Origin of the sequence: Aeromonas sp. R4-1 (genome assembly GCF_040908325.1) — a bacterium.
GTDB lineage: Bacteria > Pseudomonadota > Gammaproteobacteria > Enterobacterales > Aeromonadaceae > Aeromonas > Aeromonas veronii.
Map to the genome: position 1 here is coordinate 1 of NZ_JBFODM010000090.1, position 14,710 is coordinate 14,710.

Genomic DNA, 14,710 nt, shown 5'->3' on the forward strand with positions numbered 1-14,710 from the left:
GTTGGAGCGTTACGGAAAAGGCGTAAATATCAAAGCATGTTTGCATGAGGCGCTGGGGCGCCCCATGCAACACGTAATTGGGACATAGCCTTTTTCATGGCTCCAGATGACAAACATGATCTCATATCAGGGACTTGTTCGCACCTTCCCTAGAAAAACTATGGTCGAAATAGGCAAATGGAACCCTGCGTGACAGTGTTGTTGTCCGGCTGCTTTCTTCGTCCAATCATGGGACTAGCGTGCATAAGCCCGTTTCTCTGTTCGGGGGCTGATGGTAGTGATTAGTGATGTTTGAGCCGGATAGACGAGAAATAATCTTATTTGATAGTAATTCCTATTTGCGTGTAGCATGGGCGACACACTCAACGAGGAGCCTCATTGTGTCCCCATCTCTGCCTCCCAATCGTCCCCGTCTGCTGACTGTCAAAGCCATTACCCAGATCACCCCCCATTTGCGTCGTATCACCTTTGGTGGCAGCGAACTGGCTGACTATCCCTTCACCTGCGGTGGGGCCCATATCAAGGTGATGCTGGCCCAGCCCCATCAGGTAGAGCCGGTGCTGCCTGCAATGACCCCGAGCGGCCCGCGCTGGAGTGACCCGGCTGACAAGCCGGTGATCCGTACCTACACCATCCGCGCGTTTCGCCGTGATGAGCAGGAAATTGATATCGACTTCGTGCTGCACGGTGACGGTGGGCCCGCCAGCGCCTTTGCTACCCATGCCAAGCCGGGGGATAAGGTGATCCTCTCCGGGCCGGGTGGCCCCAACCCCATGCTGCAACCGGCCGATCACTACTGCCTGGTGGGGGATCTCACCGCCTTGCCCGCCATCATGGCGATGTGTGAGGTGATGCCTGCAGATGCCAGAGGGGAAATTGCGACTCTGGTGCCGGATCAGGCCGATGCTCAACCGTTGACGCTACCGGTCGGGGTGCGCTGTCACTGGTTTGTCGGTGAGCCCGAGTCCAGTGGCCTGCTGGAGCATGTGATTGCTCTGCCGCTGGTGCGCGATGGTGGCTTCTTCTGGTTGGGTGGGGAGGAGGCGCTGGTGCTGCCGCTGCGCCGCCATTTTCGCTCTGTGCTCGAGGTGGATCGCCAATCGCTCTACGCCGTGCCGTACTGGCGCCGGGGTAAGAGTGAAGAGGCCTATCACCAGACCCGTCACGATGTGATGGATAATTAAGCGGATGCGAAAGAATACCTGATTCACGCTTGCAAATAAAAATGATTTGCATTTAGTATTGCGCCGTCCCGATGTCAGTCGGTACGGCGCTTTTGTTTTTGATGGCTGCGAGTGGCAAAGCACAAAGCAGGGCCTGCCGTAATGCACTGATGTTCGGGGTGATGGGGCATGGACGACTGTTCATGCCAATGAACTCCATCACTTTGCACCGGGTCTGGCGAGGTCAGACAGGGATGTCGGTGGTGTTGGCCTTGGTTGTTTTATGTGGAGTATTGATGATGCGTACATCATCCCGACGATTTGCAGTGCATCCGCTGGTGTTGTCCCTTTTTACCATGCCAGTTCTGGCCCAAGGGACTGCGCCTGTTACCGCTCATGAAACCATGGTGGTGACGGCGACCAAAACCCGGCACAGCGAGCTGACCGCCCCGGCCAGCGTCTCTGTGGTGACTCGGGCCGAGCTCGACAAGCTCAATGTCAATGATCTCACCGGTGCCCTGAAACAGTTGCCGGGGGTCAATATCAGCCCTGCGACCAGCTACGGCCGCAGCGAGATCAAGTTGCGTGGTCTGGAGGGGGATTACACCCTGTTGCTGGTCAATGGCCGGCGTATCAGCTCCCGCGATGCTCTTACCTCCGGTTATGGCAATGATTTCGATCTCTCTGCCATCCCCATGGCGGCCATCGAGCGTATCGAAGTGATCCGTGGCCCCATCTCCTCCCTCTACGGTGCCGATGCGCTGGGTGGGGTGGTCAATGTCATCTTGCGCCAACCCGGGGAGAAGACCGAAGCGGCTGCCACCTATACCTTCAGCGACCCCACCGATGGTCACGGCGGGGATATCAACAAGGCGAGTGCCTATGTGGGCGGGGCACTGATCGACAACAAACTGCTGGCCAACCTGGTGGTGGAAGGGAACCACAGAGATGCCTGGCAGAGCGAGCAGAGCATCAACCCCAAGGCCGATGCCATCGAGCAGCGTGAAAAGCTGGGGATCCTCTCCAACGTCAAATGGCTGATCGACGATCGTCAGGATCTGGATGTGGGGATGAACTACGCCAAAGACGATCGGGAGGCCCACTGGAACAACTACAGCCAGACGCCGCGCAATATCCAGCAGATGGAACGACTGGGACTCAACGCCACCCACGTCGGCCGTTGGGATCAGTTCGACAGCCGGGTCGGCTATGCCTTCGAGCAGGTTGACCTGTTTGACGACTCCGAACTGATGACGGCGCTGAGCAAGACCAGCGGCGATGTGAGCCAGACCAACCACACCTTCGATGGCCAGCTGAGCGGTAATCTGGGCGGCCACCTGCTGACCAGCGGTGCCGAGTACCGCATCACCGAACTCAAGCATAACGTCAATCTCAAGGGGGGCGATGTCAGCGTCAACCAGAGCGCGCTCTATCTGCAGGATGAGTTTGGCTTTGGCGATCTGGCGTTGACCCTGAGTGGCCGGGTCGATCACCACGAGACCTATGGCACCGAGTTCAGCCCCCGCGGTTATGCCCTCTACAGCCTGACGGACAACTGGGTGGTCAAGGGCGGGATTGGCAAGGCGTTCAAGGCGCCGACTATTGCCCAGTCCAACCCGGATTATGCCGTAGCTGCCTGTCGCGGTCGCTGCGCCGTGGTGGGCAACCCGGATCTGAAACCGGAAACCGCCGTCAGCTACGAGCTGGGCACCGCCTATGATGGTTCGTTCTGGGGCGCCGGGGTTACCGCCTTCCACAACGATATCAAGGACAAGATCCAGAGCGAGGCATGGACCTCCACCTGGCGTCCGGCGGTGATGACCTATCAGAACGTCAGCAAGGCCCGCATCAAGGGGGTGGAGCTGAGTGGTTGGTTTGATATTACCGATGCCCTGACCCTCTCCAGCAACGTCACCCTGATCGACGGAGAGGACAAGACCAGCGGCAAGGATCTCTATCGGACGCCGGAGCATACCGCCAACGCCAAGCTGGAGTGGCAGGTCATCGAGAGCCTGAGTACCCAGCTCGGCTGGAACTACACCGGCAGCCAGATCCTGCCGGTTCCGCGCATGAGCGGCACCACCTATGAGACCACCGCCGGATTCCACACCCTGGATATCGGGACAGTCTGGAACGCCACCCAGGCACTGGATCTGAAGTTCGGGCTCAACAACCTGACCAATACCAAGCGTGACTGGGTTGCCACCGAGGCCGATCAGATCCTCGACGGGCGCACTGTCTATGCCGGTGTGGCCTACAAGATGTAGTGGCTGAGCGGGAGCCCGTACTGGCGGGCTTCCGTTGTTGCCACGGTATCACCTCGGGTGACGACTTTTATTAAAACCACATGTATTTCAAAAAGATGGCATTGCAATCATAAGGAGTTAAAGGGTGTTTAGAGACCAGACCTCGCTGTTCTGGCTGGGATTATTCCTCCTGTTCATACTGCTTTCTCTCTCGCTCGCCACCGGTGCGGGTGTTTATGGTGCCCGCGAGGTGTTCGGCTACCTGATGGGTGACGCGCCTTGGGCGAGTGACGAGAAGCTCGCCATGGTGCTCAATACCTTGCGACTGCCGCGCACCCTCTGCGCCATGGTGGTCGGCGCCTCTTTATCTCTGGCGGCCTCCTTGTTGCAGAGCGCGACCCGCAACCCGCTGGCGGAGCCCGGTCTGCTCGGGGTCAACGCCGGGGCCGTCTTTGCGCTGGTGGTGGGGCTCACCTGGTTCGGGGTGGAGTCCGCCTACGGCTATCTGCTCTGGGCCGGCCTCGGCGCGCTGCTTGGTAACGTTATTGTGCTGGGGCTTGGCATGATGATTGGCCGCTCCAACCCCCTCAAGCTCATTCTGGTCGGGGTGGCGCTCTCTGCCACCTTCGGCGGTCTCTCCAGCTTTTTGCTGCTCTCCAACAAGATGGTGCTGGAGCAGTACCGCTTCTGGAACCTCGGCTCCCTGTCGGCGGCCAATCTCGATGCCATCATCGCCGTGCTGCCCTTCGTGCTGGCGGCGTTTGTCATCACCCTGCTCCTCTGTCGCCAGCTGACCCTGATGCAGATGGGGGACAGTCAGGCCCAGGCGCTCGGGATCCGCCCAAACCGGGTGCGAATTGGCGTGCTGTTGGCCGCTACCCTGTTTACCGCCAGTGCCATCGCCATCGCCGGCCCCATCGGCTTTGTCGGCTTTCTGGCCGCCTACTGTGGCCGACTGGTAGAGCCGGTTAGGTTGTCGGTGCAGGTCTGTTTCTCCGCCCTGTTCGGCATGTTGTTTCTGCTGTTGGCCGACATTCTGGCGCGCTGGCTGATCCAGCCGTTCGAGCTGCCCAATGGCGTCATTCTGGCCCTGATTGGCGCACCTGTGCTGATCGCCATTGTTCATCGCGGGGGCTTTCGTACCCTGCTGACCGTCAAGTGAGGGGCTGATGCGCACACCTACCGATATGCTCTGTCTGCGGGCCGGCAACCGCTCTGTGCTGGTTCATCTGCCGAGCTGGCGCCGGCTGGTTCTGTTGGCCATGGCGCTGCTGGCGCTTGCTCTGCTGGCCTTGAGCGTTGGCGGCGGCAAGCTTGGCTTGGCCGGGGTGGTCAACACTCTGCTGGGGGAGGGGACGCGGCTTGAGCAGCTCACCCTGTTCAAGATCCGGCTGCCGCGCATTCTTGGGGTCATGGTGGCGGGGGCCGCCATGGGGCTCTCCGGCTGTCTGGTGCAGACGCTGGTTCGCAACCGGCTGGCCACACCCGATATGGTGGGGGTCAACAACGGGGCCTCTCTGGCCATCATCGTCTTCTCCCTCTACCTGACCGTGGGCAGCTGGCCCTGGTGGGCGGCACCTATCGGAGCCATCTTCGCGGCGCTGGTGCTCTATGCCCTCTGCCGCAAACCGGGCGAGCAGGGCTATCTGTTCGTGGTGATCGGTATCGGCCTCTCCGAGCTGTTCGAGGCGCTCGGCCAGTTCGTGATGTCGACTCAGGCTTTGTTGCACTTGAGCTCCCTCTATCTGTGGAATATGGGCAGCTTTATCGCCGTGGGTTACAGCACCATCACCCCGATTGTCATCCTGTTGCTGGTGCTCTGCCCGTGGATCGTCTACCTCTCCCGCGCGCTGGCGGTGCTGCGCTTTGGCCCCGAGATGGCCAGAGGGCTTGGCGTCAACGGCGATCGGGTGCAACTGGGCATTCTGGCCCAGGCCATTCTGGTGGCGGCGCTCGGCACCGCCATCGGCGGCCCCGTGGTCTTTATCGCCATGGCGGCCCCCATTCTTGCCTCCTGGCTGGTGAAAGACCGGGTGGTGCCGCTCTGGCTGGCGGCGCTTAGCGGCGCCCTGCTGCTGCTTGCCAGCGATACCCTGGTTCGGGTGCTGGCCAGCCCCCACGAGGTGGCGACCGGCATCATGACCCGCATTCTCGGCGGCCTGTTGCTGCTGTTTCTTCTTGTTAACGATCGCCAGAGGGCTGACTGATGACGCTCACCGTAAATCGCCTCCACTTCGCCTATCAGCAGACCCCCATTTTGCGGGACATCTCTTTCAGCGTGCCGAGGGGCAAGCTGGTGGGGATCGTCGGCCCCAACGGCTGCGGCAAATCGACCCTGCTCAAGCTGCTATCCGGCCAGATGAAAGCCCAACGCGGCGAGATCCTGCTCAAAGGCAAGCCGCTTGCCAGCTACCCCATGAAGGGGCTGGCGCGGGAGCTCGCCTATCTGCCCCAGCGGCCAACCCTGCCTGCCGGCATTCTGGTGGAGCAGCTGGTGCAGTATGGCCGCCACCCTCATCAGGGCTGGTTCAATCAGTGGGGCGAGGAGGATGCCCGCATGGTGCGTATTGCCTGCGAGCGGATGCAGCTTGAAAGCATCTGGCAGCAGAGCGCCGCGTCCCTCTCCGGCGGGCAGGCACAGCGGGCGTGGCTTGCGATGATCCTGGCCCAGGACAGCGACATGGTGCTGCTCGACGAGCCCACCAGCGCCCTCGATATCGGCCACCAGACCGAGGTGATGGAGGCGATTCACCGCATCACCGCCGAGGGTAAAACCGTGCTGCTGGTGATCCACGATCTGGCGATGGCGGCCCGCTACTGTGACGAGTTGATCGCCATCGGCGAGGGGACCATTGCCGCCATGGGCCCGGCCCGGGAGGTGGTGACCAAATCCCTGATCGACCAGCTCTACCAGACCAGTGTCGACATTCTGCATGCCCCCGGCGACGGGGCGCCCATTATCGTGCCCCGTCGCCACGAACATGGCTGCGCCCTGCGTTCGGCGAGTTGAGTCATATGGGCCTGTTCTGTGGGCCCGCCGAGTATATTCACGCGGCCGATTATCCGGGCCGTGCAACGAGAAGGAGTGAGATGATGAAGCGTTTTGCCGCCCTGGCAGCAGCCATCCTGATGCTGGCCGCGCCGCTGGTTCAGGCGCAGGAGATGCGTGAAGTGACTGATGCGTTTGGCCAGAAGGTGCAGGTGCCAGTCCAGCCAACGCGGGTGGTGGTGCTGAGCGAGCTCGAACTCGACAGCACCCTGACCCTGGGGCTGACCCCCATCGGCGCCGTCAATGGCCGTGGTCAACCCACCTTGCCTCGCTATTTGCTGAACAAGGCGGGCATGGGGATCCAGGTGATCGGCGATCTCGACAGCCCCAATCTGGAGTCGCTGATTGCGCTGGAGCCCGACCTTATCCTGACCGGCCAGACCCGTCCCGAGCTGCTGACCTTGCTGGGGGAGATCGCGCCGACCGTGGTGACTAGCAAGTGGGGTGAGCCGTGGCAGGATAGCTTCCGCCGCACCGCCCACACCCTCAACCGCGACCAGCAAGGGGATACTTTCTTGCTGCAGTATGCCGAGCGGCTTACTCAGGCCCGAAGCAAGCTGGCCAAGCATCAGGGGGAGAGTATCAGCATAGTGCGCTGGAACCCCAAGGGGCCGAGCTTTATGTATCAGGGCACCTTTGCCAGCAGCGTAGTGGAGTCGATGGGGCTGGTACGCCCAAGCAAGCAGCAGGGTACCGGCGCACCCCACTCACCGGCGCTGAGTCTGGAGTCCCTCAACCTGCTGGATGCTGACTGGCTGGTGGTCGGCACTCTGAGCGCCACCGGTGATGCGGTGGATGCCATGCGTCAGGCGGAGCAGACCCCGGCGTTCCAGCAGCTGCCGGTGATCAAGGCCAAGCGCTTTGGCGCCGTGGATGGGTCGCTCTGGACCTCCAGCGGTGGCCCGCAGGCAGCTCTCAAGGTGATCGAGGATGTGGAGCAGTTGCTGGCAACCCGCAGCTGAGTGCTATCGTGCACCAGAGGTTGACCCAACGAACAGGTTGAGCAAAAGAAGAGGGAGGCTGATGCCTCCCTCTTGCGTTGTCACTGTCTATCGTGACCTCTTCGGCGAGCCAGAGCTGTTTATTGCGGCTGGATGGCTGTCACTGTGAGCTTGCCGCTCTGGCTTTCGGCATGAAAGTGGATGGCATCCCCCACCTTGAGCCCTTTGAGCTGGGCCGGATCTGCCACTCGAAAGACCATGGTCATGGGGGGCATCTTGAGGTTCTCGATCGCCTCGTGCTTGATGCCGACTTTGCCGCGCCCCTCATCGAGGCGGGTAATGACCCCCTTGGTCATCACCATTGCGGCCTGTTCGCTCATCTCACCCGTCTGACTCATATCGTGCCCTTCATGGTGCATCATCTCTTCGGCTTGCAGGTTGGTCTGGGTGGCAAGGCCAAGCAGCAGGGTCAGGGTCAGCGTTTTGTAGTTCATGATGGTTTCCTTATCGTTCAGTCAATATGGATCGTGAAATCGGGTTACTCGGATTGCGGGTTCGCGCTCTTGCCAAGGCTGCGACTGCGCCACAGGTAGTAGGCGGCGGGCAGCACCAAGAGGGTCAGCACCAGCGCGCTCACCATGCCGCCGATCATGGGGGCGGCGATGCGCTGCATCACCTCGGATCCGGTGCCGTGGCTCCACATGATGGGCAAGAGGCCAGCGATGATGGTGACCACCGTCATCATCTTGGGGCGTAGGCGCAGGGCGGCGCCGTGGATCACCGCCCGGTGCAGACCCGCCTTGTCCGGCTTGCCACTGGCCACCAGGTCATCCCAGGCATGGTTGAGGTAGACCAGCATCAAGACGCCGGTCTCTACCGCCACCCCCGCCAGAGCGATAAAGCCCACCCCGACCGCCACCGAGAGGTTGAAGTCGAGCAGCCAGAGGGTCCAGATCCCCCCCACCACCGCCAGCGGCAAGGTGGTGAGAATGAGCAGCACCTCCTGAACGCGGCGAAACGCCAGATAGAGCAGCAGCACGATAATGGCGACCGTCAGCGGCACCACGTAGGCGAGGCGCGCCTTGGCCCGTTCCATGTACTCGTATTGGCCAGACCAGGTGAGGGCGTAGCCCGCCGGCAGCACCAGCTGCTTGCCCACCTCGGCTTTGGCCTCATCGACGAAGGAGCCGATATCGCGGCCGCGAATATCGACGTAGACCCAGCCGTTGAGCCGCGCGTTTTCACTGCGCAGCATGGGGGCTTCATCGCTGATGTAGACCTGGGCTACATCCGCCAGCGCGATGCGAGCGCCACTTGGCGTGACCACCGGCAGCAGCTCCAAGCTGGCTACAGAATCGCGATAGCTCTGGGGGTAGCGCAGGTTGATGGGATAGCGTTCGCGCCCCTCGATGGTTTGGCCCACCTCCATGCCGCCCACCGCGGTGGCGAGCACCGCCTGCACGTCGGCGATGTTGAGGCCGTAGCGGGCTGCTTTGAGCCGGTCGATATCCACCTTCACATAGCGGCCACCGGCCACCCGCTCGGCGTAGACCGATGAGGCGCCCTCCACCTTGCCAACGATCTGTTCGAGCTGCTGGCCGAGCTGCTGGATCACCTTGAGATCGGGCCCCGCAATCTTGATACCGACCGGGGTCTTGATACCGGTAGCCAGCATGTCGATGCGGGTCTTGATGGGGGGCACCCAGGCGTTGGTGAGTCCGGGGAAGCGGATGAGGGAGTCGAGCTCCTCTTTGAGCTTCTCCGGGGTCATACCGGGGCGCCACTGGTCCCGGGGCTTGAGCTGGATGCTGGTCTCCATCATCACCAAGTCGGCGGGGTCGGTGGCCGATTCGGCGCGACCCGCCTTGCCGAACACGTTCTGCACCTCGGGCACGGTACGAATCAGCTTGTCGGTTTGCTGCAAAATCTCCCGCGCCTTGCCAACCGAGATATTGGCCGCTGTGGTGGGCATATACATGATGTCCCCCTCATCGAGAGGCGGTATGAACTCGGAGCCCAGGTACTTGAGTGGCCAGAAGCCCGCCACCGTAACTACGGCGGCGACAGCCAGGGTGGTTTTCGGACGGGCCAGCACGGCTTTGAGCAGCGGCACATAGCCCTGGCTCAGCCAGCGGTTGAGCGGATTGGCCTGCTCCGCCAGCACCTTGCCACGGATGAAGTAACCCATGATTACCGGCACCAGCGTGATGGCGAGCGCGGCCGCCGCCGCCATGGCGTAGGTCTTGGTGTAGGCGAGGGGGTGGAACATCCTCCCCTCCTGCGCCTCCAGCGCGAACACCGGCAGGAAGCTGATGGTGATGATCAGCAGGGAGAAGAAGATGGCGGGCCCCACCTCGATGCTTGCCTCGGTGATGATGCGCCAGCGGTTCTTGTCGGTAAGCGCTTCCCGCTCCATGTGTTTGTGGACGTTCTCGATCATCACGATGGCGCCATCCACCATGGCGCCGATGGCGATGGCGATGCCCCCGAGCGACATGATGTTGGCGTTGATCCCCTGCAGGTGCATCACGATAAAGGCCACCAGAATGGCGATGGGCAGGGTAATGACCACCACCAGTGACGAGCGCAGGTGGAACAGGAAGGCGAGGCAGACCAGCACCACCACGGCGAACTCCTCCACCAGCTTGCCGGAGAGGTTGTCGATGGCGCGCTGGATAAGGTCGGAGCGATCGTAGACGGTGACGACCTCCACCCCCTCCGGCAGGCTGCTTTTCAGCTCCGCCAGCCGCGCCTTGACCCCATCGATGGTGTGCTGGGCATTCTCGCCGTAGCGCATCACGATAATGCCGCCCACCACTTCCCCTTCGCCGTTGAGCTCGGCGATGCCGCGCCGCATCTGGGGACCGGTGACCACATCTGCCACATCCCCCAGCAGCAGCGGGGCGCCGCGCACATTGGTGCCGAGCGGGATCTGCTTCAGATCCTCCACGCTCTTGAGATAGCCGTTGGAGCGCACCATGTACTCCGCTTCCGCCATCTCGATAACGGAGGCGCCGGTTTCCTGGTTGCCCTGCTTGATAGCGGTCTCGATAAGGGAGATCGGGATGCCGTAGGCGCGCAGTTTGTCCGGATCGACCCGCACCTGATACTGGCGCACCATGCCGCCGACGGTGGCGACCTCGGAGACGCCATTGACAGTCTGCAACTCGTACTTGAGGAACCAGTTCTGCAGGGAGGTGAGTTGGCTGAGGTCATGCTTGCCGGTTTTGTCCACCAGCGCGTACTGATAGACCCAGCCCACCCCGGTGGCATCGGGGCCGAGCTGGGGGCGGGCGGAGGCGGGCAGGTTGGGCGCGACCTGGCTCAAATACTCCAGCACCCGGGCACGGGCCCAGTATAGATCTGTGTTGTCGTCAAACAGCACATAGACGAAGGAGTCGCCGAAGAAGGAGTAGCCGCGCACCGTGGTGGCCCCCGGCACCGCCAGCATGGCTGTGGTGAGCGGGTAGGTCACCTGATCTTCCACCACTTGGGGCGCCTGTCCCGGATAGGAGGTCTTGATGATCACCTGCACATCGGAGAGATCCGGCAGGGCATCCACCGGGGTTTGCTTGACCGACCAGAGCCCCCAGGCGGTGAGCATGAGGGTCAATAGCAGCACCAGAAAGCGGTTGCCCACGGACCAGCGAATAATCGAGGGGATCATGGCTTGGCTCCCATATCGTGCTGGCTATGGTCCATGCCTTCTATCTCATCCGACGTAGGCTTGGCGTCGCCGTCAGTAGCGGTTGCCTTCTCCTGATGGATGGTGGTGATGCGGTACTCATCCCCCTCCTGCATTACCTGCAGGTGCAGGGTCTGCCCCTCGACCAGCTTGCTGATGTCCACACAGTCGGCGACGGTGAACTCCATCTCCATGGCAGGCCACTGCCACTCGGGGATGGGCTGGTGGGCCACCATCAGGGTGCGGTTGGCCAGATCGATGCTTTCAACCTCGCCCTGGGTCCACACCTGAGCGGGGCGCACCGCCGTCATGCGCTGGAAGTCCGAATCGATGGCCGACTCGGAGTCGAGCAGGAACTGGGCCGAGCTAACTATGCTGTCACCCGCTTCCACCCCCGCCTTGATGGCGACCTTGTCGCCAAACTGGGGGCCGAGGGTGACGGCGACCGACTTGAAGTTGCCATCCCCTAGCGCCAGCACCAGCCGATCCTGACTGCCGGTGCGGATCACCGCTTCGCTCGGCACCACCAATTGCGGCTCTCCCTGCCCGGTGCGAATGCTCACCTTGGCAAACATATTGGGTTTCAAGAACTCGTCCGGGTTGTCAAAGCGCAGTCGCACCTTGAGGGTGCGAGTAGCGGCATCGAGGGTCGGATAGAGGTAATCCACCTTACCTTGCCAGTTGCGGCCGGGGGCATAGTCGAGAGTCATGGTGACCGGATCCCCCACTTTCAGCTGGGCCGCCTGGCGCTCGAACACCTCGGCACTGACCCACACCTGCTTGAGGGTGCTGATGTTAAAGAGCGCCGCAGCAGGCTCAACATACTGGCCCTCGCGCACCTTGAGCTCGGAGACATAACCGCTGCTGGGGGCGTAAATGCTGATGGTTTCGCGTACTTGACGGGTGCGCTTGAGGGCCGCAATCTGATCCGCCGGCACCTGCAGGGACTTGAGCTTGCCCTCGGCAGCGCGCAGCAGCAGTGGGTTGGCGGTGTTGAGTGCCAGCAGGTATTCGTGCTGGGCGTTGACCAGATCCGGCGCGTAGAGCTCGTAAATAAGGCTCCCCTTGCTCACCTGCTGCCCTTCACTCTTGATGGCGAGGGTGCGGATCCAGCCCGCCATGCGGGCGTTGATCGCCTCCAGCCGATCCTCGTCATACCCGACATAGCCCACCGTCTCGATCTGCTGGTGGATAGGCAGCTTCTCCACTTTGGCAAGTCGCACCCCCAGGTTCTGCTGGATCTCGGGGCTGATGGTGACTGTGCCCGGTGAGCCGTTTTTTTGTTCCTCATAGACGGGGATAAAGTCCATCCCCATGTTGTCTTTGGCAGGGGCATCGCGCTTGTCGCGGGGATCCATGGGGTTGACCCAGTAAAGGGGCATCTTCTCTTTGGCGCTTGCGCCATCGGAGGTCTGTTTGGCGGCCCAGTAGCCGCCACCGGCGCCAAGGGCGAGCAGCAGGGCCGACATCAGGATGGTCTTGTTCATGACTGGCCTCCGGCGCGGATTTGCATGCAGAAAGTGCAGGAGGATAAGGCGCCCGCGAAGGCAGCAACCTTGAACGGTGAAAAGTGGGCTGGTGACATAATACGTCTTCTCTTGTGCAGGCCGCCGGTCGGGTGAGGTGCAAGGCATCACCCAAGGGGCTGGCGGCAAACGGGGCGCAGCTGTATCAGCGCGCACGGCTCCCTGTGAGCGGGCCGGTTTGGCCAGGGCACAGGGTCAGGCAAGGCGGCAGGAGACGGGCAAGCCAAGGCTTGCCGCTGCCGCAAGAGAAGATCTTTCTAGTGGCGCAGCACCGACAGCATCAGGTGTCGGCGCGGCCAGGAGGGAGGGTGAGTACCGCGGGATCGCAGGAAGGGATCCCGCAACCAGTTATCAAGCAGTGACGCTGCGACGTTGTTGCCAAGTAGCAAGGGAAAGAGCAGCAGAGCGACCAGTACCCCAAGCAGAGTCATCGCGCCGAAGGAGAGAGCATTGACGCCGGTCTGCATCTGGCACTCATCGCCCATGGCTGACCCCTCGTCTCCCTGATGGCAGGAGAGGGGCATGACATCGCCCGGGTGATCCATAGCGGGCATTGCATGAGAAATATCGCCATCCGCCATCGCCATGGATGAATCGAACATCACCATCGACTGGGCGCTGCTTGGGGTCGGCTCGGAGGAGAGGGGAGAACCATGCCAGCTGATGCAGAGAGTCAGATTGCAGACGAGCAGCAGCGCCAGCAATAGCCGGGCCAGAGCAACAGAGGGCAATCTTGCAGCAAGCTGGGTGAGTGACAATCCGGGCATCCTTTGGGAGCAGATGGCGGGACTGTAAACCCTGCCATGAGGTGAAGGTCAATGGCGCCGGTGATGTCATAGAGGTGCTGTGTTGGGGGGTGGATATTTAAGCAATGCTTAACCATTGCGTATGCCCAACCCTAATGAAGCATGCCCCTCATCCCGTTAGGATGCCCCCTGTCAGTTACCACGATGGCGTGATGGTTCACTCTTTTGCTCCGGCATAAATGACTGCGGCAGGAGTGCTTGCCGACCTTATCCATCCCGTGACGCCATGAGCGAGCAGTATAAAGCCGCAGGTCTCCCGGATGCTGACAATCAAAGAGTCAAACCGTGTTTTTGAGCAGCACATCTTGCCGGTTGCTTACCATGTGTCTAGTCCTGAAATAGGTTTACACATTTTCAACTAGCATTTTTCTACTCAGAACCCTCTATGTACCGCATCGGGGGTTCTGTATTTCAACGCATGATGCGGCCGCTCCTCGTTGTAAATATCCACTGCTTCACGCACCATTTCCCGCGCTTGCGTCAAATCCTGCGGGCTTTGCAGCAATAACTCTCCTTTCAAAATCCCGTTCACCCGCTCTGCCAACGCATTCTGGTAACAGTCATACCCATCCGTCATCGAGCATTTCACCCCGTACCGTTCATGTAATGACTGATACAGCCCCGAGCAATACTGCACGCCGCGGTCTGAGTGATGGATAAGTTCACCGCCGCCACGCCGTTGCTTCAGTGCTTTCTTGAACGCCATCGCCACCGACTCCGCGTGCATTCCTTCGTGCACGTGATGGCCCACTATCTTACGTGAGTAGGCATCCGTCACCAGGCTCAGGTACAGTGGCCCGCTCCTGGCTGGCAGATAGGTGATATCTGCGACCCAGACCTGCTCCGGGGCCACCGGCGTGACCTGCTCTGGCCCCGCCTTGAGCAAGTTGGGATGACGGTAGAAACGGTGAAAACTGTGGGTGGTCTTGTGATACGCCCGCTTAGGCTGCACCAGCAAGCGGTGCTCGGCCAATATCTGAAACAGCCTGTCCCGCCCGACCTTGAGCCCGCCATCATCCTGACCCTGCAGCAGATAATGCAGCTTGCGAGTGCCCACCCGAGGTTGTCGCAGTCGAACCTGACGCACAAAGCGCGCCACCTGCAAGCCCTGTGCATGGCGCTCGTCGGCGACCCGATTGCGCTTGTAGTAAGCCTGCCGGCTTATCCCCAGAAACAGGCAAGCCCTGACGATGGTTAGTCTCTCGACTTGCCGCTGCGAGAGGACTTGCCGGGTCGCTTTTTTACGATGGAGACGCCGTAGTCATTCTTCAGTACATCGACGACGGCCTCAAAG

At 61.2% G+C, this 14,710-nt stretch carries 10 protein-coding genes and 1 pseudogene; 6 read left to right on the forward strand and 5 right to left on the reverse strand.

Going from position 1 to position 14,710, the window contains the following annotated elements:
• Nucleotides 1-380: 380 nt before the first annotated feature.
• From AB5Y90_RS16880 to AB5Y90_RS16905, 6 genes are all read left to right on the forward strand, one after another.
• A complete protein-coding gene (locus tag AB5Y90_RS16880) occupies nt 381-1,184 on the forward strand; it encodes a siderophore-interacting protein (protein WP_368167350.1) in 804 nt (267 codons plus the stop codon).
• 278 nt (nt 1,185-1,462) lie between these two features.
• Nucleotides 1,463-3,430, forward strand: a complete 1,968-nt coding sequence (locus tag AB5Y90_RS16885) for a TonB-dependent receptor (RefSeq protein WP_368167354.1) — start codon at nt 1,463-1,465, stop codon at nt 3,428-3,430.
• Nucleotides 3,431-3,554: 124 nt separating this feature from the next.
• A complete protein-coding gene (locus tag AB5Y90_RS16890) occupies nt 3,555-4,571 on the forward strand; it encodes an iron ABC transporter permease (RefSeq protein ID WP_201950226.1) in 1,017 nt (338 codons plus the stop codon).
• A gap of 7 nt (nt 4,572-4,578) precedes the next feature.
• The gene (locus AB5Y90_RS16895) at nt 4,579-5,616 is read left to right on the forward strand and encodes an iron chelate uptake ABC transporter family permease subunit (protein ID WP_307896479.1); all 1,038 of its coding nucleotides are present in this window, start codon (nt 4,579-4,581) and stop codon (nt 5,614-5,616) included.
• A complete protein-coding gene (locus tag AB5Y90_RS16900) occupies nt 5,616-6,419 on the forward strand; it encodes an ABC transporter ATP-binding protein (protein ID WP_257123324.1) in 804 nt (267 codons plus the stop codon). Before AB5Y90_RS16895 ends, AB5Y90_RS16900 begins: the two co-directional genes overlap by 1 nt.
• 83 nt (nt 6,420-6,502) lie before the next feature.
• The gene (locus AB5Y90_RS16905) at nt 6,503-7,420 is read left to right on the forward strand and encodes an iron-siderophore ABC transporter substrate-binding protein (protein ID WP_021231222.1); all 918 of its coding nucleotides are present in this window, start codon (nt 6,503-6,505) and stop codon (nt 7,418-7,420) included.
• Between the two features lie 119 nt (nt 7,421-7,539).
• Here the strand turns inward: AB5Y90_RS16905 and AB5Y90_RS16910 are convergent, their stop codons facing one another.
• The 5 genes and pseudogenes from AB5Y90_RS16910 to AB5Y90_RS16930 form a co-directional block, all read right to left on the reverse strand.
• Entirely contained in the window at nt 7,540-7,893 is a 354-nt protein-coding gene (locus AB5Y90_RS16910) for a copper-binding protein (protein ID WP_257123323.1), read from the reverse strand.
• Nucleotides 7,894-7,937: 44 nt separating this feature from the next.
• The gene (locus tag AB5Y90_RS16915) at nt 7,938-11,066 is read right to left on the reverse strand and encodes an efflux RND transporter permease subunit (RefSeq protein WP_307896480.1); all 3,129 of its coding nucleotides are present in this window, start codon (nt 11,064-11,066) and stop codon (nt 7,938-7,940) included.
• Nucleotides 11,063-12,571, reverse strand: coding sequence for an efflux RND transporter periplasmic adaptor subunit (locus AB5Y90_RS16920; protein WP_307896481.1), 1,509 nt, complete (start codon nt 12,569-12,571; stop codon nt 11,063-11,065). The genes AB5Y90_RS16915 and AB5Y90_RS16920 overlap by 4 nt, the downstream gene beginning before the upstream one ends.
• Before the next feature lie 296 nt (nt 12,572-12,867).
• Nucleotides 12,868-13,368: a hypothetical protein gene (locus AB5Y90_RS16925; protein ID WP_080768687.1), complete on the reverse strand. Its 501-nt coding sequence runs from the start codon at nt 13,366-13,368 to the stop codon at nt 12,868-12,870.
• Nucleotides 13,369-13,789: 421 nt separating this feature from the next.
• Nucleotides 13,790-14,710: pseudogene (locus AB5Y90_RS16930) on the reverse strand (IS3 family transposase); the annotation flags it as partial.

Bases quoted from the DNA above. Each gene is read 5' to 3' on its own strand.
- AB5Y90_RS16885 (WP_368167354.1), top strand. From the start codon at position 1,463: ATGCGTACATCATCCCGACGATTTGCAGTGCATCCGCTGGTGTTGTCC.
- AB5Y90_RS16895 (WP_307896479.1), top strand. From the start codon at position 4,579: ATGCGCACACCTACCGATATGCTCTGTCTGCGGGCCGGCAACCGCTCT.
- AB5Y90_RS16900 (WP_257123324.1), top strand. From the start codon at position 5,616: ATGACGCTCACCGTAAATCGCCTCCACTTCGCCTATCAGCAGACCCCC.
- AB5Y90_RS16905 (WP_021231222.1), top strand. From the start codon at position 6,503: ATGAAGCGTTTTGCCGCCCTGGCAGCAGCCATCCTGATGCTGGCCGCG.
- AB5Y90_RS16910 (WP_257123323.1), bottom strand. From the start codon at position 7,893: ATGAACTACAAAACGCTGACCCTGACCCTGCTGCTTGGCCTTGCCACC.
- AB5Y90_RS16915 (WP_307896480.1), bottom strand. From the start codon at position 11,066: ATGATCCCCTCGATTATTCGCTGGTCCGTGGGCAACCGCTTTCTGGTG.
- AB5Y90_RS16920 (WP_307896481.1), bottom strand. From the start codon at position 12,571: ATGAACAAGACCATCCTGATGTCGGCCCTGCTGCTCGCCCTTGGCGCC.